The organism is Hymenobacter roseosalivarius DSM 11622 (assembly GCF_900176135.1).
In the GTDB taxonomy this organism is placed as follows: domain Bacteria; phylum Bacteroidota; class Bacteroidia; order Cytophagales; family Hymenobacteraceae; genus Hymenobacter; species Hymenobacter roseosalivarius.
In genome coordinates this window covers 87817-109860 of sequence record NZ_FWWW01000104.1, presented here as the reverse complement: position 1 = coordinate 109860, position 22044 = coordinate 87817, and the positions used below count along the sequence as shown (strand labels likewise).

The 22044-nt window shown below is 58.5% G+C and carries 19 protein-coding genes; 8 read left to right on the top strand and 11 right to left on the bottom strand.

Annotated elements, in window-relative coordinates:
- The first annotated feature begins 387 nt into the window (after positions 1-387).
- The 4 genes from B9A24_RS20670 (at position 388) to B9A24_RS23135 (ending at position 5700) form a co-directional block, all read left to right on the top strand.
- On the top strand, positions 388-3234 hold the full coding sequence (locus B9A24_RS20670) for a bifunctional transaldolase/phosoglucose isomerase (protein ID WP_084447916.1): 2847 nt from the start codon (positions 388-390) through the stop codon (positions 3232-3234).
- Positions 3235-3394: 160 nt separating this feature from the next.
- Positions 3395-4273: a glycoside hydrolase family 43 protein gene (locus tag B9A24_RS20665; RefSeq protein WP_234997576.1), complete on the top strand. Its 879-nt coding sequence runs from the start codon at positions 3395-3397 to the stop codon at positions 4271-4273.
- Between the two features lie 292 nt (positions 4274-4565).
- Positions 4566-5342, top strand: a complete 777-nt coding sequence (locus B9A24_RS20660; protein ID WP_317044266.1) for an MFS transporter — start codon at positions 4566-4568, stop codon at positions 5340-5342.
- Positions 5260-5700, top strand: coding sequence for an MFS transporter (locus B9A24_RS23135; protein ID WP_317044265.1), 441 nt, complete (start codon positions 5260-5262; stop codon positions 5698-5700). The genes B9A24_RS20660 and B9A24_RS23135 overlap by 83 nt, the downstream gene beginning before the upstream one ends.
- 106 nt (positions 5701-5806) lie before the next feature.
- Here B9A24_RS23135 and B9A24_RS20655 read toward each other — a convergent pair whose 3' ends face one another.
- The 11 genes from B9A24_RS20655 to dinB form a co-directional block, all read right to left on the bottom strand.
- Positions 5807-6508 (bottom strand): NPCBM/NEW2 domain-containing protein, encoded by a 702-nt coding sequence (locus B9A24_RS20655; protein ID WP_084447915.1) that lies wholly within the window; start codon positions 6506-6508, stop codon positions 5807-5809.
- A 205-nt stretch (positions 6509-6713) separates the two neighbouring features.
- The gene (locus tag B9A24_RS20650; protein WP_084447914.1) at positions 6714-8081 is read right to left on the bottom strand and encodes a DUF389 domain-containing protein; all 1368 of its coding nucleotides are present in this window, start codon (positions 8079-8081) and stop codon (positions 6714-6716) included.
- Positions 8082-8349: 268 nt separating this feature from the next.
- Complete coding sequence (locus B9A24_RS20645; protein ID WP_084447913.1) at positions 8350-8973, bottom strand: alpha-L-arabinofuranosidase C-terminal domain-containing protein; 624 nt, start codon at positions 8971-8973, stop codon at positions 8350-8352.
- A gap of 33 nt (positions 8974-9006) precedes the next feature.
- Complete coding sequence (locus tag B9A24_RS20640; protein WP_084447912.1) at positions 9007-9534, bottom strand: hypothetical protein; 528 nt, start codon at positions 9532-9534, stop codon at positions 9007-9009.
- A gap of 176 nt (positions 9535-9710) precedes the next feature.
- Complete coding sequence (locus B9A24_RS20635; RefSeq protein WP_084447911.1) at positions 9711-11393, bottom strand: sodium/sugar symporter; 1683 nt, start codon at positions 11391-11393, stop codon at positions 9711-9713.
- A gap of 57 nt (positions 11394-11450) precedes the next feature.
- A complete protein-coding gene (araA, locus tag B9A24_RS20630) occupies positions 11451-12941 on the bottom strand; it encodes an L-arabinose isomerase (protein ID WP_084447910.1) in 1491 nt (496 codons plus the stop codon).
- Positions 12942-13085: 144 nt separating this feature from the next.
- Complete coding sequence (locus B9A24_RS20625) at positions 13086-13787, bottom strand: L-ribulose-5-phosphate 4-epimerase (RefSeq protein ID WP_084447909.1); 702 nt, start codon at positions 13785-13787, stop codon at positions 13086-13088.
- On the bottom strand, positions 13784-15529 hold the full coding sequence (locus B9A24_RS20620) for a ribulokinase (protein WP_084447908.1): 1746 nt from the start codon (positions 15527-15529) through the stop codon (positions 13784-13786). The genes B9A24_RS20625 and B9A24_RS20620 overlap by 4 nt, the downstream gene beginning before the upstream one ends.
- 128 nt (positions 15530-15657) lie before the next feature.
- Positions 15658-16860, bottom strand: coding sequence for an aldose epimerase family protein (locus B9A24_RS20615; RefSeq protein WP_084447934.1), 1203 nt, complete (start codon positions 16858-16860; stop codon positions 15658-15660).
- Positions 16861-17123: 263 nt separating this feature from the next.
- A complete protein-coding gene (locus tag B9A24_RS23025) occupies positions 17124-17408 on the bottom strand; it encodes a T9SS type A sorting domain-containing protein (RefSeq protein ID WP_084447907.1) in 285 nt (94 codons plus the stop codon).
- Between the two features lie 138 nt (positions 17409-17546).
- A complete protein-coding gene (dinB, locus tag B9A24_RS20605; protein WP_084447906.1) occupies positions 17547-18626 on the bottom strand; it encodes a DNA polymerase IV in 1080 nt (359 codons plus the stop codon).
- Between the two features lie 694 nt (positions 18627-19320).
- On the opposite strand from dinB, the gene B9A24_RS20600 reads away from it, so the two are divergent.
- The 4 genes from B9A24_RS20600 to B9A24_RS20585 all read left to right on the top strand — a co-directional run bounded on the left by B9A24_RS20600 (position 19321) and on the right by B9A24_RS20585 (position 21806).
- Complete coding sequence (locus B9A24_RS20600) at positions 19321-19764, top strand: QcrA and Rieske domain-containing protein (protein ID WP_084447905.1); 444 nt, start codon at positions 19321-19323, stop codon at positions 19762-19764.
- A 95-nt stretch (positions 19765-19859) separates the two neighbouring features.
- Entirely contained in the window at positions 19860-20243 is a 384-nt protein-coding gene (locus B9A24_RS20595) for a hypothetical protein (RefSeq protein WP_084447904.1), read from the top strand.
- Positions 20244-20249: 6 nt separating this feature from the next.
- A complete protein-coding gene (locus B9A24_RS20590) occupies positions 20250-21191 on the top strand; it encodes a DUF5777 family beta-barrel protein (RefSeq protein WP_234997574.1) in 942 nt (313 codons plus the stop codon).
- A gap of 24 nt (positions 21192-21215) precedes the next feature.
- Positions 21216-21806, top strand: a complete 591-nt coding sequence (locus tag B9A24_RS20585) for a YceI family protein (protein ID WP_084447903.1) — start codon at positions 21216-21218, stop codon at positions 21804-21806.
- Positions 21807-22044 lie beyond the last annotated feature (238 nt).

Sequence of the window (22044 nt, the reverse complement as noted above, 5' to 3'; positions counted from 1 at the left end):
TGGGATAAAGATGGGTGGCCATTGCCCGGACAGAAGTAGTAGAAGGTTACACCTGCGTACAGGTCGCTTCTTATAACAGGAAAAGCATTGCTTTCTCTTATTTACACAAACGATTGTTAAAAATTAAACTGGCACTTCAGGGTACTATAAGAGTGCTGGTGTAAGTTCCCGCAGAGTTTCGCGGAGGAAAGCGCAGAGGCACGCAGAGGGCAGCTAAGCCGTATACCGAGAGCAAGAGTGTCAATTCAGCTAAGCACCACTAAATAAAGCTGCCATTTTTACTACTTCGTTTCTACGGCTTCGCACGTAAACCAAAAGTCTGCCGGGGGGCATTTATCTTCAGCCGCTTCAAAGCACTAACACCTACGTTCTAAAACCAACTTTCGCATGAATCCATTAGTAGCCATTCGCGAGTTCGACCAAAGTATCTGGCTGGACTTTATCCGGCGCAAAATCCTGATTAACGGGGAGTTGCAGCGGCGTATCACCGACGAGGCGCTACGCGGCGTCACGTCCAATCCGGCCATTTTCGAGAAAGCCATCGGCGGCAGCGACGACTACGACGCAGCTATTCGCAGCCTGGCCTTGCAGAATAAATCGGTGGATCAAATCTATACCGAGCTGGTTATTGCCGACGTGCAGCACGCCTGCGACCTGTTTAAGCCCGTGTATGAAAGCCACGACAACTCCGGCGACGGCTACGTGAGCCTGGAGGTATCGCCGGCGCTGGTCAACGATACGGAAGGCACCATTGAGGAAGGGTTGCGCTTCTGGAAAGCCGTCGACCGCCCCAATGTGATGATCAAGGTGCCCGCGACGCTGGAGGGCCTGCCCGCTATTCGCCGCCTCATCGCCGAAGGCATCAACATAAACGTGACGCTGATTTTTGGTCTGGAGCGCTACAAGCTTGTAGCCGAAGCCTTTATAGCTGGCCTGGAAGACCGGGTAAAAGCCGGGCAGCCGATTGATAAGATTGCCTCCGTGGCCAGCTTTTTCCTCAGCCGCATCGACGTGCTGATTGACCCGATGCTGGAAAAGCTGGCGGCTGAAGGCGGCGAGAAAGGCGAGCTGGCGCAGCGTATGGTGGGTGAAGTAGCCCTGGCCAGCGCCAAGCAGGCGTATCAGCTGTACAAAGAAATCTTCGTTGGGCCGCGTTGGGCCGCGTTGGAAGCCAAAGGCGCGAATACCCAGCGCTTGCTTTGGGCCAGCACCGGCAACAAAAACCCCAAGTACGACGACCTCAAGTACATCACCAACCTCATTGGCCCGCGTACGGTGAACACGGTGCCCGTGGAAACACTGGATATTTTCCGCGAAAAAGGCCAGCCCGCTGACCATTTGGAAGAAGGCCTCGACAAAGCTCAGGAAGTGTTGCGCCGCCTGCCCGAATTGGGCCTCAATCTGGAGGAGTTGACCAACCACTTAGAGATAGACGGCGCGAAGAAATTCAACGAGCCTTTCGGTAAGCTGATGGAGTCGCTGGAAAAGAAGCGGCAGCAGGCCCTGGCCATCACGGCGACGCGGGCAACCATGCAGCTGGGCGAGGCTCAGGCCGCTGTTGATGCTAAAATTGAGGAGTTTAACAGTAAGAATTTTACCGAAGGCTTCTGGCAGAAAGAGGCTACGCTCTGGACCCAGGATGCGGAAGCCCAGCAGAGCATTCGCAGCTTTATGGGCTGGCTGCGCGTGGCCGAAACCATGGTGCGGGCCGTGCCCGAAATCGAGCAGTTTGTGCACGAGGTAAAGGCCGCCGGCTTCAGACACGTCGTGGTAATGGGCATGGGCGGCAGCACGATGGCGCCCATCGTATTCAAAGAGTCATTTCCGCAGGGCGAAAATGGCCTGCCGATATCGGTACTCGACACCACTGATCCTAGCACAGTGCGGCAGATTGAAGAGTCGATTCCGCTGGCCGAGACGTTGTTTATCGTGGCCAGCAAATCGGGCACGACGGCTGAGCCACTGGCTTTTGGCGACTATTTCTACGACCGCGTAAAGCAGCTGAAAGGGGAGAAGGCCGGCGAAAATTTCGTGGCCATTACCGACCCCGGCTCCAAATTCGTGACTTCGGCCACGGAGCAGGGCTACCGGCGCATTTTCCTCAACTTCCCGGAGGTTGGGGGGCGTTTTTCGGCGCTGACCTACTTCGGGCTGGTGCCGGCCGCGCTGTACGGAATAAGCATCGGTGAGCTGCTGGCGCGGGCCATCGGGATGATGCGGGCCTGCGGGGCCTATGGCAGCGCTGGGGGGCAAAATCCGGGTCTGGAGCTGGGCGTGGCGCTGGGTGTACTGGCCGAGCAGGGCCGCGACAAGCTCACGCTCATCGTGCCCGAGTCGCTGAGCGATCTGGGTTTGTGGCTGGAGCAGCTGCTGGCCGAAAGCACCGGTAAAGAAGGCAAAGGCATTCTGCCCGTGGCGGGCGAGCCCCTGCGCGAGCCCGGCCTCTACGGCCACGACCGTGTGTTTGTGTACGTGGGCTACCAAAGCGAAGCCGACGAAGCCAACCAAAGCAAGCTGCAAGCCTTGCAGAAAGCTGGCCACCCCGTCATTACAATCCTGATGAACGACGCCCTGGATCTGGGGGCCGAATTCTACCGTTGGGAAGTTGCCACGGCCGTAGCCAGCGCCGTATTTGGCATCAACCCCTTCGATCAGCCCAACGTGCAGGCCGCCAAAACGGCCACCGACCGCCTGATGAAGGTGGTGGAGCAGGAAGGCCAGATTCCGCGGAAAGAGGAGCCGAAAGTAACCGAGAACGGCGTGGCTTATTATTCCGCCGTGAGCGGCAATGACGCCGCCGACGTTTTACAAAACTTCTTCGCCCAGGCCCGGCCCGGCGACTTCCTGAATATTCAGGCGTACCTGACGGAGTCGCCGGTGCTGAATGAGAGTTTGCAAAAGCTGCGCAATCAGGTGCAGGAGCAGCTTCACCTAGCTACTACTTCGGGCTACGGGCCGCGCTTTCTACACTCCACGGGGCAGTACCACAAGGGCGGCCCAAACACGGGCCTGTTTGTGCAGTTCACTGCCGATCATCCCCAGGATTTGCCGCTGCCCGGCCGCTCCTACACGTTCGGCACCTTTATGAATGCCCAGGCCCAGGGCGACCTGGAAGCCCTGCAATCATTCGACCGTCGCACGCTGCGGGTACATCTGGGTCCTGATGCGGAGCAGGGAGTCAAGACGATGCTGGCCGCCCTGGCCACCGCGTCATTAAGCGTACAGGAGGCATAGCGTAAGAGAGTCAAAGGCCTGCTCTGTGAATAGAGCAGGCCTTTGATAATCTGCGTTTTAACTCTGATTCTTTTAATCTAATCCGTATGAGAGTAAACCAGATAATTGCGGCGACCTGCCTCGGAGTATTGACTTTTTTTCTGCTGATGCACAATCGATTGTGAAACCTGCGCCGGGCGTAGTCCTGGGGGGCAATCCTATTATCAAAAACAAGTACACCGCCGACCCGGCGGCTTTGGTGTATAAGGATAAAGTCTACATCTACACCGGCCACGACGAAGCGCCGCCCCGGCAGGAGCGCTACGTGATGAATGAGTGGCTATGCTTTTCCTCCTCCGACATGGTGAACTGGATGGAGCACCCGGTACCCTTAAAAGTCACTGATTTTGCCTGGGCCAAGGGCGATGCCTGGGCCTCGCAGGCCGTGGAGCGCAACGGGAAGTTTTACTGGTACGTGGCCGTGGAGCATGGCAGCATTGAGGGCAAAGCCATCGGTGTGGCAGTGGCCGACAATCCGCTGGGGCTGTTCAAGGACGCGCGCGGCTCTGCCCTGATTACCAACGACATGACCACCGCCGCCAAGATTCGCTGGGACGACACCGACCCCACTGTTTGGATAGACGAAAAGGGGCAGGCTTACCTGTTTTGGGGTAATACGGCCTGCTACTACGCCAGGCTCAAGCCCAACATGACCGAGCTGGATGGCCCCATCCAGACCGTGAACCTGCCCAACTTCACCGAGGCCCCCTGGATTCATAAGCGCGGCGACTGGTATTACCTGTCCTACGCCTCCGGCTTCCCGGAGAAGATAGTGTATGCCATAAGCCGCAAAATTGAAGGCCCCTGGGAGTATAAAGGCATTCTGAATGAGCTGGCGGGCAATTCTAACACCAACCACCAGGCCATTATCGACTTTAAAGGCCAATCGTACTTCATCTACCACAACGGCGCGATTCAGACGGATGGGGCAGCTTCCGCCGCTCCGTCTGAATTGATAATATGTACTATAACAAAGACGGCACCATCAAGCGCGTGGTGATGACGACGGAAGGGGTGGAGCCGGCTAAGTAGCAAGAATTTGGCTGATATGCTTAAGAAAGACGGTCATGCAGAGCAGAGCGAAGCATCTCGCGTGCTGATGTCTGGTTACTAATCCTACTAGACACGCGAGATGCTTCGCCACTGCTCTGCATGACGTTCTATCCGTCTTTTCTAATTCAGGAATAAGTCTTAAGGGTTACTTTGGCAGCATCAGCACGCGAGATGCTCTGCTCTGCATGACCGCCTTGAGGTTTTAACTGTTTAGCTATTTGGCTAACCCACTTTTATACATGCAAAAGCAGAGAACCAGAATGGCCGTTGCCGCCGTATTTTTTCTGAGCGGGATGTGCTTTGCCAGCTGGGCCTCGCGCATCCCGGATATTAGTCTGAAGCTGGGGTTGAGTGAGGGCCAGCTAGGGCAGCTCCTGCTGGCGATGCCCTTGGCCGGCTGGTTGGTGCATAGCTGGGGCAGCCGGCAGGTAGTGCTGCTATCGGCTGGAATGTACGCGGTGTTTTTGCCCCTGCTGGGCTGGGCCGAACACTTCTGGACGCTGGCTCCCGCGCTGGCGCTCTTTGGTTTCGCCGGCAATCTGCTCAACATTGCGGTCAACACGCAGGCTATAGGGGTGCAGGCACACTATGGTCAGACAATTATGGCCTCCTTTCACGGGCTCTGGAGTCTGGCCGGCTTTCTGGGTGGGGCCCTGGGTGCCCTGCTTATCGGCTGGCAGCAGACCCCACTCACGCATTTTCTGCTGATTATGGGCGTGGGGCTGCTCCTGATTCTACTGGCTCATCGGCATACGCCGCGCCAGGATGAAGGCAGCTTACCCTGCGCCGCCCCGATCCGTACCTGCTGCGCATTGGAATTATTGCCTTCTGCGGAATGCTCTGTGAAGGCTGCATGTTCGATTGGAGCGGCGTGTACTTTCAGTTGTGGTGCGCCCCGATGCCGCGCTGGTGACCAGTGGCTACGTGGCCTGCATGAGCACCATGGCGCTGGGGCGCTTCATCTCCGATTACTTTACCCATCGCTGGGGCCCGGCCCGGATGCTGCAAATCAGTAGCGCGCTTATCGCCGGGGGGCTTTTAACAGCTATCCTGCTGCCTTATCTGGGGCCAGCCATCGTGGGTTTTTTATTGGTTGGGTTCGGTATTGCGTCGGTCACGCCGCTGGCCTATAGTGCGGCCGGACGAGCGGGCAGCGTATCGCCGGGCGTGGCGCTGGCCCTGGTTTCCACCATCGGCTATTTCGGGTTTCTGCTCGGTCCGCCGCTGATCGGAATGATAGCCGAGGTATTCGATTTACGGATTTCGTTTGCCCTGGTGGCCGTGATGGGGGTTGCCATTGGCGTGCTGGCCGCTGGTATTGTCGTCAAACGACCTGGGGTGGCTGTACCGGCCGTTGCGCCGGTAACACTGTAATACTGTAGAGCCGCAATAGGTGGAGTCTCGTCGTTGAAGGCCGAGCGTCAGGATGCCAGACACCTGGCGTTTAGTATGGATACTCCTACTGTTGTGAGCAGCAATGCTACCTGACATTTCGCTGCGCCGATACTCGGTACAGCTTGCCCCCGTGTCGGCGTACATGGGGGGGGGCAAATTTGCCGGTAAACGTGCCGACTTCTTTGCCCGTCCACAGATTGCGAATGGTGCAGGCGGAGTTGAATCCCAATTGCTGTAACGCTACTTCTACCCGCACCGAGTCGGCGGGCACGGGCTTAAAGGGATTCTTGGTAAACACCAGAAACTGCACCGTGCCGCCTGTATTCTGCGCCGCGCCCGCGTTGTCGAGCCTGACAGTGGCCTTGAATCGGGTAAAGCCCGCCGGCAGCTCATACTCAATCAAGAAGTTGGAATGCGTGCCGATGCCATGCGTGTATTTTTTGCCCCCCACCAGCAGTTCAGCGCCCGATACGCTTTTATTAACCGTTGCCTTGCCCCAGCCCGCCGACGCCTGCTTCCACGATAAGCTACTCAGCGCGATACTTTTTTGCCCGTTAGTCAGGGTCGGTTCCAGCCAGTTGGCATGGTCCCAGGCAATATCGCCGCCGCCGTTGCGCACATTCAGATACAGCTTTTTTGCCCCCTGAATGTCAACATCGACGGTTTTGCTATGGCCGGGCGTCTGGCGGGTGATGAGGCCGCTCGACCACGCCGCCTCTTTTTCCGAAGCCAGCGCCGGGTCGCGGGCGGAGTCGGGTAGGGCGGCCGGCGTGGGCGTTTGGGCCAAAGCCGAAGCGCCGAAGCTGGCCTACAGGCTGAGAGTGAGCAGCAGCTTGCGTAAGGTCCCATGCAGAGAAGTGGTCGGGTAGAATGTTGGCATCAGAATAAATAGGGCAGAGCTGGTTGCACTACCCCGTACGAACGGTTCAGCTTATCGAAAGACAGTGGCCGGGCGGCAAGGTCCGCAAAGCTTTCGACACTTTCTGCCCGCACTATTTTTCTGAAGTCGCCTCTACCAGTAGCTGCACCGCTCGGTTGCCGGCGCGCACTTGCAGCCACTGGCGCAGACGCTGCTGCTCGGCAGCCGGCAGCGGACCCGCCGTGCGCATGGCCACTACTACCGTGGTATCGGCCCGGAGCGAGTCGGCGGCGGGGCGCACCAGGCGGCTCAGGCCCAGCTGGCGCACGGCGGGGTGCTCGGCCTGCACTTCGCGCAGCAGGACCGGGGCAGCGGGCAGGCCCGTGAGGGCCGGATTATCGGACTGCGTGAGCACCTGCTGAAGCTGAGCCAGGCGGGCATCGTAGCCGGCCAGGGTTTGCTCGTTACGGCTGCGAATGTCCTCCAGCAGGCTGTTGCGCATGGTCTGGGCATCGGCCGAATCCAGCTGGGCCAGGCCCTGGCGCACGGTAAGTCGCGCCTCCGGCAGCCGGTAGCGGGGCAGGGCGCCACGAGCCACCCGCAGCTGGGCCCGCGAGAGGCGCTGGCCGGCCAGCAGCACGTTGATGGAGCGTGTATCGACCTCGATGCGGCGCGTCACTACGTAGGAGCCGGGCAGGTTCAGTTGCTCGTCTACGAAGCGCTGGGCGTTGTGGGCAAACACGGTGCGCTGCACGATGCGGGCCGCCAAATACACGCTGGGCACGCCCGTGAGCAGAGCCACGGCCCAGATGCTGAGCTGCACCCGCTGGGCCCGCCGACGGCTGGCGAAGGTGTGGCGGGGCAAGGGCAGAATGCGGCTGACCAGAAACGTGGCCAGGCTGATGAACACGCAGTTGATGAAGAACAGGTACAGCGCCCCGAGCATATACGACCAATGCGCCGTGGCCAGCCCATAGCCGGCCGTGCACAGCGGCGGCATAAGGGCGGTGGCAATGGCTACGCCAGGTACCGTGTTGCCCCGCGCCCGGCGGGTAAGGCCCACCGCCCCGGCGGCCCCGCCAAACAGGGCGATGAGTACGTCCCAGGTGGTGGGCTGGGTGCGGCCCAGCAGCTCCGAGCCGGCATCGGTGAGGGGCGTGAGCCAGAAATACAGTGCCGACACGAGCAGGCTGATGCCGGCCGCAATGAGCAGGTTCTTGATGCCGCGCTCAATCAGCTCCAGCTCCACCGTGGCCGCCCCGAAGCCGATGCCCACGATGGGCCCCATCAGCGGCGAGATGAGCATGGCCCCGATGATAACGGCCGTGGAGTTGACGTTCAGCCCCACCGAAGCCACCAGAATAGCGAAGATAAGCACCCACAGGTTGGTGCCCTTAAACGACATGCCTTCCTTTACGGCGGCAACGATATCGGCCGGCTCGGCCATGTCGTGGGAGAGGTCGAAGCGCTGGCGCAGCCACCGGAAGAAAACCAGATTCATGGGCAGGCGGAAATAGAGCTAGTGAATGGCGCGCAGCCAGGCATCAGCGCCCTTGGGTTCCGAAAACAGGCACGGCAATATAACGCTACACCCACGAAAGGCGACCTAACAGAAGAATTAAAAGCTGTTTGAATTAGGTTATAGACTGTCTAAGCGCGGTAGAGACGCCAGAGTTGGAGTCTCCTCGCTGCACAATCGGCTGGAACGAGGAGACTCCAACTCTGGCGTCTCTACCGCGCTTTGGTTAACTCAAACAGCTTCTTAGCGCTTACATAGGAACGCGTAGAACCGTGAAGGAATTTGGCGCTAGGGCGTAGCTGATAGTCGAAGACTTTACCGCAAACTTCTCTTCTTTAGGCGCGATGTTCGTTGGCTGCTCAATACTGTTTACGGCTTTCAAATCGTTGCTGGCTAGAATGATAGCCCTGCCCGACTTGCCTAGTTTCTTCGCGCCTGCTAAATTCAAGGTTACGGTACGGGGCTGGGGGGAGTAGTTCACCAGCTTTATCACTACCTCACCGGCTTTGTCGTCGGCTACGGCGCTGGTGAATAGGTTATCCTGGCCATTCTTGGCATTGTTGCCTAGCTGCACGGGCAGCATGGTAGTGCCGGGATTGGTGGCAAATAGCTTCTGCACGTAGTAGTTGGGCGTGCCGTACGCTTTCAGGTTGTCAAACCAGATGAGGTCCGGCGTCCACTGCCAGGCATCGACGTGGGCGAAGAGAGGAGCGTAGGAGGCCATGGTTACCACGTCGGCGTTGCGCTCCAGGCCCGTCATGAAGGCGGCTTCCGAGAGGGCGCAATCTTTAGTTATTGGAAACAGGGAAACTACATCCAGGTCAACCGTACCGGCTCCGGCCACGATTATCTTAAGGCTGACCTGAGTGGCCATAGCTGAAGGCTTAAGCACGGCTGTGTGTTTTTTTCACTCCCCGGCGAGACCCGTAATCTGGGCCTGAGCCAATACGCGCCCCGATGCGGGCGCTTCCGGGCCAGCCCCCTGTGCTCCGGGCTCCTCCAGGGTTATATTAATGGCGCTCACCTCGCCGGGGCCACGGCGGGCGTACACCGAAAACGTATAGTCGGCTCCCTGCTTTAGGCCCATGCTCCGAAAGCCCTCGTTCACGAAGCCAGCGTCCGGCCTGGCCGTGGCCACCGTCAGGCGCAGGAAGTTCTTGTTGGTAGTGCTGATGGGCTGCTGGCTGGAAACTGTATAAGTAGACAGGGCCGACGCCCCCTTAATACCTTTCCAGCCAATTAAGCGGTCGTCGGTTTCAAACGACTTGTTCTTGACCAGCTCCGGGTAGAGTCCGCCATCGGCCCCAAAGTTGATATCCTCGAAAAAGAAGCCGTACATGGTTTTGGCGATGGGTGCGCCGGGCTTGTTTACCTGCACCGTGATGGTACTAGGGGCGCTGGTTGTTTGCGCTTGAGCCGAGTTGCCAACCAGCACTCACAAGAGAGCCAGACTGGACACAATCGATTGTGCTTTATGAGAAATAAAATGCGTCTCCATGGGTACGTTTTTAGGTGGGAGGTAGACATTTGAGTTCAAGAAGGTAGATTCAGCTTCTAAAAAAGCCCCCAGGTGCGACAGCGGTAATATGGGCACCTGGGGGGCTTTTTAAGCTACCAATAAACGGTGTAGAGCGTAGTGATGAGCACGAATACTATAATGGACCCGATGGCGAAGCTGCGGTTGGTTTTGAACATGCTTCGGTCAATTTCCAGCCCGTTGGTTTTCACGCCGCGGCTGTTCTCAATCATGCTGATGATTATCATCGCCAGTACGCAGATAATGAACACGATGCCCATGCGGTCGAGGAAGGGAATTTCGTAAACGCCCGCCGCATTTTTTACCGCAAAGCCAATAGGAGCCAGGAACGACAGGTCCATCATGTTCGGCAGGAACTTAAGCAGAACCGATAGCAGGAAGCCGCCGATAGTAGCAAATAGAGCTGCCGTAGAGGTGGTTTTTTTCCAGAAAAAGCCCAGAATAAACATGGCGAAAATACCCGGCGACACGAAGCCCGTGTACTCCTGAATGTACTGGAAGCCGCCTTTCTTGTCGATGCCCAGGAAGGGAGCAATGAGCACACCCAGAATCATGGCTACTACCACCGAGATTTTACCCACTCGTACCAGCTGCTTCTCTGAGGCGCTCTCGTTGAATACCTTCTTGTACACGTCGAGAGTAAAGATGGTGGCAATACTGTTGGCTTTGCCGGCCAGGGAAGCCACCACTGCCGCTGTCAGGGCCGCAAATGACAAGCCTTTTAGACCTATGGGCAGGATGTTGAGCAGCACGGGATACGCGCGGTCAGGATTGACGGAGCCATCCTGCATCATCTCCGCCCCGAATACGTCGGCCTTGAACAGTACATACGCGGCAATACCTGGCAGCACCACGATTACAGGCATCAGCATCTTCAGGAAAGCAGCGAACAACAGGCCAGCGCGAGCCGTTGGCAGGTCGGCACCGAGGGCGCGCTGGGTGATGTACTGGTTGCAACCCCAGTAGTTCAGGTTCACAATCCACATACCACCGAGTAGCACCGTCAGGCCGGGCAGATCGAGGTAGTTCGGATTGTCACGATTGAAAATCATGTGGAAGTGGTCGTTCGCTTGGTTCGTCATCAGCGAGAAGCCCTTGAGCACGCCCGTGCTGCCGTAGTGCTCAGCCACCAGATTCAAGGCCAGATACGTAGTCGCCAAACCACCCAGAATCAGGAAGAACACCTGAATTACGTCGGTGTAGCCGATTACTTTCATACCACCCAGGGTAATGAAAATAGCGAATATGGCCAGCAGGTACATGCAGAGCGTGAGGTCGAAACCCGAGATGCTGCTGATGGCAATAGCCCCCAGATAGAGAATAGAAGTCAGGTTTACGACCACATAGAGCATGAGCCAGAAAATGGCCATAATCATGGCTACCGTGCTGTTATAGCGCTGGCTCAGGAACTGCGGCATGGTGGCAATGTTGTTTTTCAGGTACACCGGAATGAAAAACACAGCCACGATAATCAGCGTGATAGACGCCATCCACTCGTAGGTGGCAATGGCCAGGCCCATTTTAAACCCAGAGCCCGACATGCCCACAAACTGCTCAGCCGAGATGTTGGAGGCAATAAGGGAAGAGCCAATGGCCCACCACGTTAGGGAGCCTTCGGCAAGGAAGTAATCCTTGGAGTCGCCGTCTATCGTGCCATCGTGCGTGTTCTTGCGCCGATAAATCCAGATGCCATAGCTGGCAACAATGATGAAATAAACAATGAAAACGATGTAGTCAATCGTTGCGAGCTGGTTCATTTGAAAGGAGTAGGGCTTTTGGCTGACGGATGTAAAGGATTTGGGAAAGTAGCGAAATTATCGGCTGCCGAACGCGACTTCATTGTAGCGTAACTCGTTTTTAAAGGTGCGCAATTTTGTGTCGTCGTCAATAAGAATATATTCAATACCTGCCATTTCGGCGAAATCTTCCAGGTATTCGGCCGTCAAATTCTGACTGTAGCCCGTGTGGTGAGCGCCGCCGGCCAGAATCCAGGCGGCCGCGCCCACCGTCAGGCTTGGTTTTACTTTCCAAAGCACACGGGCCACGGGGAGCTTGGGCAGGTCCTGCTCCGGCTCCACGGCTTCCACTTCATTCACCAGCAACCGGAAACGGTTGCCCATATCTACCAGCGTAGCGTTCAGGGCCGGGCCAGCGGGGCAGTTAAACACCAGGCGCACCGGGTCAGCTTTGCCGCCAATTCCGAGGGGGTGTACTTCGCAACGCACTTTGCCCGTGGCGATGGTGGGGCAGATTTCGAGCATATGGGAGCCAAGCACCTGGTGGTTGTCGGGCGCGAAGTGGTAGGTGTAGTCCTCCATGAAAGAATTGCCCCCCGGCAGGCCGGTGCCCATCACTTTCATGGCACGCACCAGGGCGGCCGTTTTCCAGTCGCCTTCGCCACCAAAGCCGTAGCCTTCCGCCATCAGGCGCTGGGTAGCGATGCCGGGCAGCTGGGCCATGCCATGTAAGTCCTCGAAGGTGTCGGTGAAGCCTTTAGCACCGGTGTCCTGCAAAAACTTGCGCATGCCAGCCTCAATGCGGGCTGCCTCGCGCAACGACTCGCGCTGACTGCCGCCTTCGCGCAGCGTGTCAGCCAGCTCGTATTCCTGCTCGTACGTGGCAATTAGCTCATCAATTTGCGCATTGCTCACGGTATTGATAACGGCTACCAAATCGCCGATGCCGTAGCCGTTCACGGAGTAGCCAAACTTGATTTCGGCCTCTACTTTATCGCCTTCGGTAACGGCTACGTAGCGCATGTTGTCGCCGAAGCGGATGAATTTTGCCCCCTGCCAGTCGGCCCAGGCGCAGGCCACGCGGGCCCACACATTTAGGCTCTGGTGCACGGCCGCATCCTGCCAGTGGCCCACTATCACCTTGCGGTTCAGCCGCATGCGGGTGCCGATGAACCCAAACTCCCGGTCGCCGTGCGCCGATTGGTTGGTGTTCATGAAGTTCATGTCGATGTCAGCCCACGGAATGTCGCGGTTGAACTGGGTGTGCAGATGGGCCAGCGGCTTGTGCAGAATCTTCAGGCCGTTGATCCACATTTTGGCCGGCGAGAAGGTATGCATCCACGCAATCAGGCCCACACAGTTTTTGGTGGTGTTGGCTTCCTGCATGAGTTGGTAAATCTCATCAGGGCCAGTTAGGACGGGCTTAAATACGATTTTTATGGGCAGCTCAGTATCCAAGGCAGTCGCAATTTGCTGAGAATGCTTAGCCACCTGCTCCAGCGTTTCGGGGCCGTAGAGGTGTTGGCTACCAGTGATAAACCAAGCTTCGGAGTGGGAGAGGTCAATCATGAGAGAAAGGAATCTTAGGGAGGTTTGTCATGCTGAACAGCGCGAAGCATCTCGCTCGCCCCGTTAGATTAGTAACCTAGCATCAGCACGCGAGATGCTTCGGCTCTGCCTCTGCATGACGTTCTAGAGGTTGTGGGCAGCAGCTTATGACTGTCCGTAATAAGAATTCGCGCCGTGCTTACGGTCGTAGTGTTTCTGAATCAGGGCATCTTTCAGGCGCGGTACGCCGGGGCGCAGCGTAGAGCTGAGGTAGGCCATACGGGCTATTTCTTCCAGCACGGCGCTGTTGTAGACAGCTTTTTCCACGGTGCTGCCCCAGGTAAAAGGGGCGTGGTTGCTGAGCAGCACCATTTCTGCCTCCCGCGGGGAGAGGCCGCGGCGCTGAAACTCGTTGAGAATCTGCCAGCCGGTCTGGTGTTCGTAGTCGCCGGCAATCATGGCGTCGGACATGGGCGGGGCGCAGGGAATGTCGGCCGTGAGGTGGTCGGCGTGGGTAGTGCCTAGGAGGGGAATATCCAGCTGCGCCTGGGCCCAGGCAGTGGCGTAGGTGGAGTGCGTGTGCACGATGCCGCCGATGTGGTCCCAGTGATTGAAAAGCACGGCGTGCGTTTTCGTGTCCGAGGAGGGTCGCTTGTCGCCTTCCACGATTTTGCCCCCCAGACTCATAATCACGATGTCTTCAGGCCGCAGGGTGGCGTAGGGAACGCCGCTGGGCTTGATGGCAAACACGCCTTTTTCCCGGTCGACCACGCTAGCGTTGCCGAAGGTGAACAGCACCAGCCCGAGCTGGGGCAGCTGCATGTTGGCCGCGTAGCAGGCCTGTTTTAGCTCTTGATACTGGCTCATGCGTGGGCGGCTACTGTAGGTTCAACGCTTTCGGCGGCTCCTTCTATTTTGCCCCCCGGCGTCGCCGTTTCCACGAACTGGCCGAAAGCCTGGTACTGCGCGTAGCGGCGCTGGTAATCGGCCACGCGGGTGGGGTTGGGGTGGTAGGTTTCGGCAAAGCCGCTACCCATTACTTTTTGAGCGGTCAGCACGTCGGGGTGGATGCCAGCGGCTACGGCCGCGTACATGGCCGAGCCCAGGGCCGGGGCCTGCTCAGAGGTAGCAATCCTGATGGGCCGGTCGAGCACGTCGGCTAGGGTTTGCATTACGAACTGCGACTTTTTTGCCACGCCGCCAATACCAATCACCTGCCTGATCGGAATGCCTTCCTGCTCAAAGCGCTCTACGATTTGCTTAGAGCCGTAGCAGATGGCTTCTACCAGTGCCCGGAAGATCTGGGGGGCATTTGTGCCCATGGTCAGGCCCATGATGGCGCCTTTCAGCCCCTGGTTGGCATCAGGCGTGCGGCGGCCGTTTACCCAGTCCAGCGCCAGAACAGCCGACTCTTCGGGATTTACTTCGGCGGCGGCTTTGGTTAGTTCAATCAGCAGCCGGTTACTCATTTCTGCGCGCAAGGCTTCCTGCTGCTCCGGCGTGAGCACCGTTGATGTAGTCAATACTGTTTGCAACGGCCACTCGATAATCTGCCGGAACCAGGCCAGCATATCGCCGAAAGCTGATTGGCCAGCTTCCAGACCCAGCATGCCCGGAATTACGGAGCCATCTACCTGCCCGCAAATGCCCTGCACCAGCTTATTGCCAACTTCCGCAGTCGGGGCTACCACGATGTCGCAGGTGGAAGTGCCCATGACTTTCACCATAGAGTAAGCCTCAATCCCGCCGGCCACGGCCCCGGCGTGGGCATCAAACGAGCCCACGGCCACTACTGTACTCGTGGTCAGCCCCAGCCGCTCAGCCCATTCAGCCGATAGGTTGCCGGCAACTTGGTCAGCGGTAAATGTATCCTGATACAAGTGCCCGCGCAGCAAGGTTAGCTTGGGCTCCAGATGCACGATAAACTGCTCGAGTGGCAGGCCGCCCCAGCTCTCGTGCCACAGGGCCTTATGGCCGGCGGCGCAGCGGCTGCGCTTAAAGTCATGCAAATTGCCCCCCGTGAGCAGCAGCGTCACCCAGTCGCAGTGCTCCATCCAGGAGTGCGCGGCCTGGGCCACGGCCTCGTCCTCGCGCACGACGTGCATGATCTTGGCCCAGAACCACTCCGAGGAATAGACGCCGCCCTCGTATTTAGTGTAATCCTCGCCGCCCCAGGTGCGGGCTTTGTGGTTGATTTCGGCGGCTTCTTCCAGGGCCGTGTGGTCTTTCCAGAGCACGAACATGGCGTTGGGGTTTTCCGCAAAGCCGGGGGTCAGGGCCAGGGCGGTGCCGTGCGCGTCCACGGCGCAGGGCGTGGAGCCGGTGGTATCCACGGCTATGCCCACGATTTGCCCGGCAGGCACCTGCTGCGCTACCTGGCGGATGGTGGCTTCCAGCCCCTCGATATAGTCCAGCGGGTGCTGGCGAAACTGGTTGCGGGCGGGCTTGCAGTAAAGCAGCTTTTTCCAGCGGGCGTAATAATGCACGGCCTGGGCCACCTCGGCCCCGGTACGGGCATTCACCAGCAAAGCGCGCACGGAATCAGTGCCAAAATCGACCCCGATAACATAGGCATCTGCCCCGGAATCAACGGATTGAGAATCTTGCACGATGGGAAGGATGAAGGATAAAAGATTAGGGGTGAAGGATTAGGAATGCCAGGGGGCTGAAGGACGGGTGAGTGGAAAAAGAATAGCCTTATTATCCTGCAATCCATCCCGCCTTTCATCCCTAATCCCTAATCTCTTTTAACCCCAAACTGATGCACCGTCGAGGAGCGCAGAGTTTCGCCTGGCTTCAGGATGGTCGTGGGAAACTTGGGCTGGTTGGGCGAATCGGGGAAATGCTGGGTTTCCAGGCAGAAACCGCCGTTTTTAACGTACCGCGTGCCGCCTTTGCCGGTGAGAGTGCCATCGAGGAAGTTGCCGGTGTAGAACTGCACGCCGGGCTGGTCGGTGCTGATGGTGAGGGTGCGGCCCGAGGTCGGCTCGTACACCATAGCCGCTTGGTGCATACCACTTCCGCTGGATTTTAGCACCCAGTTGTGGTCGTAACCGCCTTCTACCTGCCCAATCCGCTCGCCGATGGTGTGGGGCGTAGTAAAGTCGAAAGGCGTATTCTGCACCAGGCGCAGTTCGCCGGTCGGGATCAGGCCGGCATCTACCACGGTGTAGCGGTCGGCATTCAACGTTACCTGATGACCCAGAATATCTTTGGCCGTGCCGTGGTTGAGGTTGAAGTAGCTATGGTTGGTCAGATTGACGGGCGTGGCCTTATCGGTAGTAGCCGTGTAGTCGATGCGCAGCGCGTCGTCGTTGGTGAGCGTGTAGACTACCTGCACTTGCAGGTTGCCGGGGTAGCCTTCCTCCCCGTCTTTGCTGGTGTAAGTCAAGGTCAGGTTTTGGCCATCGGCCGAGGTGCCAGGCTTAGCCTGCCACACGACTTTATCAAAGCCTTTTACCCCGCCGTGCAGGTGGTTCGCGCCGTTGTTCGTAGCCAGCTTGTACTCCTTGCCATCGAGGGTAAATTTGCCCCCCGCGATGCGGTTGCCGTAGCGCCCGATGAGCGCGCCGAAATAAGGGCCTGATTTTACGTACGCCGGGCTCTGGTAGCCGCTCACGCTGTCGAAGCCCAGTACGATGTCGCCCAGCTGGCCGTTTTTGTCCGGCACCATCAGGCTGGTCAGCGTGCCGCCGTAGTTGGTGATTTTGGCCTGCAGGCCGTGGGCGTTGGTGAGCGTGTAGAGTTGAACTTCCGTCCCGTCGGTCGTTTTGCCGAAGGAGGTGGCAGCTGGTGCTGTCATAGTGGTAGTGGCTGTTTGGGTGGAGTCGGCGGCGGCGGAGTTGGCGTTTTCGCTGGCGGGCTGCTGGTTGCAGGCCGCCAAGAGAAGGACGCCGGCCAGGTTGGCACCCAGGGAAGAGGCGCGGGAAAAAGTTGTCATAGCGAGGAGAAAAAGGGGCTGTAAGCGGTCAATAGCCGTGGGTGAAAGGCCAGTAAGGTAGTAGAAAGACTGGTCAAAATGCTTGCGCAAGTAAGGTTACTACGACGTCAGTTTGCGTCTAAATAGTTAGAGGTGAAGCTCTTGAAACAATTAGATAGATAGCGCGCCGGGGGTAAATTAGCCGGATTTGGTATGTAAAGTAGAAAGAGTTCCTGAATTACACAATCGTTTGTGTATTTTGCTTTCCACCTCGCAACCCCTGGCTACTCCACCGTTACCCTCTGATTCAGCAGCTTACCATCCTGTCGCACCTGCACTAAGTAAACGCCCGGTGCCAAAGCGGCCTTTACGGCTACCTTGCCCTGCCGGGGGGCAAATTGCTGCCGGTACACCGACCGGCCCTGGAGGTTAAAGATCTGTATCATTACGGTGCCCCCCCCGTTTTTTTGCCCCCCAACTCCACCATGAAGCTGCCTCGGATGGCCGGAACAGGATAGATGCTGACAACTCCAACAAATTGCAAATAAAATTATGTGTCCTCCCAACATCTATAGGAAAAGCGAGGCCTATCTAAACCGTTTGAGGTAGGTCTAGCGCGAGTGATTTGCTTGCAGAGCGTGCATTTTTCAGGCTATTCTGCTTTTTGATCTCCGCACATTACGTCTTTTCGCTACTTACTAAGCATCCTAAAAAATTAGGACTAATTGTCGGCCGGCAACTTCCTCCGTCTCCAGATTAGATAAAGCAACGCCTAATAAGCGTACGCCCTGGGCCAGAGGTAACAGCCCGGCTAGTAACTCCAGGCTTGTCTTTTCCAGCATCGCTTTATCATCAACAGATGTTAGGCTCGTACGGCTACGCGTGATTTGCTGAAAGTCAGCGTATTTCACCTTCACCGTGATGGTTCGGCCCCGTGTTTCGGTACGCTGACAGTAGCCCCACACGGATTCCAGACCGGGTGCCAGTCCGGCTACCAAGTCGTCATAGGTAGCCAGGTCCTGCTCGAAAGTCGTTTCGGAGCCGATGGACTTGCGAACCCGGTCGGCTACCACGGGGCGGTTGTCCTGGGCGCGGGCAATGGCGTAATAGTAGCTGCCGGCTTTGCCAAAGTGCTGACGCAAAAATGCCTCTGACTGCTGCCGCAAATCCAGGCCGGTAAAGATGCCCAGCTGGTTCATGCGGGCTGCGGTTACGGGGCCGATGCCGTGAAACTGCCCCACAGCCAATTCCGCCACCAAAGCCAAGCCTTGATGCGGCCGAATAACGAACTGCCCATTGGGCTTGCGGTAGTTGGAGGCTAGCTTGGCCAGAAACTTATTGTAGGAAATGCCCGCCGAGGCTGTCAATTGGGTTTCCGCCAGAATAGCCGCCCGTATCTGTTGAGCTACTTGCGTAGCTGAGGCTATCTGCTTGAGATTGTGGGTTACGTCCAGGTAGGCTTCATCCAGGGAAACCGGCTCGATAAGCGGTGTATATTCGGCGAAGATGGCACGTATCTGCCGCGACACGGTTTTATAGACCTCAAAGCGAGGCTTGACAAACACCAGCTCCGGGCATTTGCGCAGCGCCACCGACGAAGCCATGGCCGAGCGTACGCCGAACTCCCGCGCCTCGTAGCTGGCGGCCGCTACCACGCCCCGCTGTCGCGAGCCACCTACAGCCACAGGCCGACCACGCAGGGCAGGGTCGTCGCGCTGCTCCACAGAGGCGTAGAAGGCATCCATGTCGAGGTGAATGATTCTGCGATATTCGGGCTGGGGCTCCACGGCGTCGGTTCTTTGGCTAACGCGAAGATACGGCTGGGCGCACCCGGAGTATGCCAGGAAAAAAGGGGAATGGTGGATGGCTGCAACTGCCGCGTTCCGGGAAGCTGAACGCTGGATGCTGGCGCGCGTGTGCGACGCGGCCGTTGAAACGACGTAGGCGGGAGGTAACACGACCCCACATGGCGCGGCCGGGGTGTTGCAAACGCCAGCCTAGGCGGCCCGTGTTAGCCCCGCCGTCCTTACACGTTTGACACCTTTCAGAATGCCCAGGTCGCCGGCGACCCACAGGCCCGGCGCGACTACCACCGTCGCACCCTGCGCGGCTGAAGGACGGGGCAGCGTAGCCCGCCCAGCTGGCCGGGGTCCGCTGGCCGCCGTCCGCCCCGCGGCTGGTGGCAGCAAAAGGACCTTCTCATAAGTCCCGGCGGAGCGACGGAAGCCAGCGCATCGTGACTGGTCGCTCCGCTGGGGCTTGCTGGTTATCGCGCCCAGCCGTCAGGCGTTAGCGGCTGGCGGTGGGCATTCGGGTTGTGGGTCACGTTGTGATCCTGATGCCAGCGTCTGGTCAACGTACGTCTATCAGCCTTTATCACGAGTTTCTTATCAATTGAAGCCGACTCAAACCACCGGGCCTACTCACTCCGTAATTGCTTTATAATGCGTATTTTTCATTGTTCAAATTTCCTCTCTGATCATGGATAGAAAAGAATTTCTACTTCTGGCGGGCGGCGGCTTCTTGGTCACCTCCTGCGAGAAAAGCGACGAAAAGCCGCAGACCCCTGCTTCTACGCCCACGCCCACCGCACCGGGCACCAGTCCGGTCACTACTTACCTGACCGCCGATCTGACCCAGGAACTGCTGACGGTTGGCAGCAACAAGCAGGATGCCGGTAAGCGGGCTTTCGTGCAGCGCACGGCCGCGGGCAACACCCCGAGCGCTTTTAAGCATTTCTCCCTCACCTGTACCCACGCCGCCTGCCTGGTGTCGCATCAGGCCGCCAACGGGGAGTTTCATTGCCCCTGCCACGGCAGTAGGTTCAGCGCGGATGGCATGGTGCTCAATGGCCCCGCGGCCCGGCCGCTGGAGCAGTATGTGTTGTCCATTCAGGGCACTACGCTGCTGATAAAAAGCTCGTAGGGGCCAGAAAAAGGCTGCTATGGGACCAGGACCGGCTCATTCTTTCCACCGGCCCAGGTTCGCAGCCCTGACTTCATCTTCCGCTTCTGCTGCCTATGCAATCGTCTTTACCCCGCCCGACGGCCTTGTGCGCCGCCTTGCTCCTGCTCACGGCCTGCTACACGAACAACGAGGAGAGCCTCTACGGCCCGGCCGCTGCCTGTGCTACTGGCAGCGCTACGTACTTGAGCGCCGTCGAGCCCATCATTCAGTTTAACTGCTCGGCCTGCCATGGCAATGGCAGCTACCGCACTCTGGGGGGCAATATACCCCTGGAAGGCTACACCAACCTGCGGGCAGTGGCCGCCAACGGCCTGCTGCTCAAAAGCGTGCTGCACCAGCCTGGGGCCTCGCCCATGCCCAAAAACGCGCCGCAGCTCAGCGCCTGCAACCTGGACGTACTGCAACGGTGGGTGGCCGCTGGTATGCCTGATAACTAACGTTTTATGATGGCAAGCGCTATTTTCACTGCTGCCCTGCTGCTGGGGCTGGCTTTATCGGCTCCTCTGCGGGCGCAGACCACACCCGCCGCGCCCGCCCCACCGGAGGACCTGGAGCAGCTGCTCGACGAGGCGGAGGTGCCGCGGCGGCAGCTCGTCACGGGCACCTTCAAGGGCTCGCGCATCATCAACCTGCAATCGGTGGAGCAAGTGCAGCCGGGTACGCTGGAGTTCCTGATTTCTCACCGCTTCGGGACCCTTGACAGTGGTGCCTACCAGCTGTGGGGGCTTGATCAGAGCACGATTCGCATCGGGCTGCAGTACGGCATCACGCGGTTTCTGGCCGTGGGCGTGGGGCGCAGCTCCTTCCAGAAGGCCTACGACGGCTTCGCCAAGGCAAGCCTGCTGCGCCAGTCCACGGGCGGGGCGGGCAGCGCGCCCGTATCGGTGAGCTACTTTAGCAGCGTGGCCGTCAACACGCTGAAATTCGAAGACCCCACCCGCCGAAACTACTTCTCCTCGCGCCTGGTGTACGTCAACCAGCTGCTGGTGGCGCGCAAGTTCAATGAGCGTTTGTCACTGCAAATTGCCCCCACCGTAGTCCACCGCAACCTGGTGGCCACCGAGCAGGACGCCAATATTGTGTACGCCGTGGGCGTGGGTGGCCGCCTGAAGCTTACCAAGCGCACGTCGCTGAATGCGGAGTACATCTACCGGGTGCCGCCCCGCTATCCGCAGGCGGCCAGCTACGCTATGTTCTACAACTCGCTGTCGGTGGGCTTTGACATTGAGACCGGCGGGCACGTGTTTCAGTTTCACCTGAGCAACTCGCTGTCCATGATTGAGAAGGGCTTCGTAACCGAAACCACCGACTCCTGGGCCAATGGTGGCATTCACTTGGGCTTCAACATCTCCCGCGACTTCAACTTTCACCCCCGTCCGCGCTAGCGCGGCTCGGCTTTCCTCCTCCTTATGCCCCTGGCCCTGCTTCGTGCCGCTGCGCTTACTTTCTGGCTGCTGAGCGGGGCCGGGGGGCAGTTGGCGCTGGCACAGAGCAAGTACACGCTCACCACCGGCTCGGTGCGCTTTTTCTCCGCGGCCCCGCTCGAAAACATTGAGGCCCGCAGCACCGAGCTGAAAGGAATACTTGACCCCGCCGCCCGCCGCTTCGTGTTCCGGGTGCCCATCGCCTCGTTCAAGTTTCCCTCCACGCTGATGCAGACCCACTTCAACGAGAACTACCTGGAAAGCACCAGATACCCGTACGCTACCTTCAGAGGCCAGCTGCCCGACCTACTTAGCCTGACCCAGGATGGCACTTATCCCGTGGCGGCCACCGGCGAGCTAACTATTCACGGCGTGGCCGTGGCGCGTACCATTCCGTGTACCCTTATCGTGCGCAACGGCATCTGCACCGTCAGCAGCCGGTTTGCCGCCAGGCTCGCCGACCACCGTATCGAGGTGCCCACCATCGTTTTCAACAAGATTGCCGAAACCATCGACATCACCGTGGAAGGCACCCTGACGCCCACCGCCGCCCCGGCCTCCGAGGCAAAGCAGTAGGCGCGGCTACGGTGGGGCGGGGCCAGAAAAGCCCCCCACGCGCTTGCCCGCGTTCTGTAGCGATTCGCGCCCGCGCTAACCAGGTAGGAAGCGTCGTCACTATTTAAGAACGAATCTGCTTATCTTAGTCATAAGCTGCCAAAACATCGTATGCATAAGTTCCGCGGCTGCAGTCAACTTCGCGGCCCAGCAGCTGCGAAGTTGACTGCAGCCGCGCACCTGCCAGCTGAAAATGCCT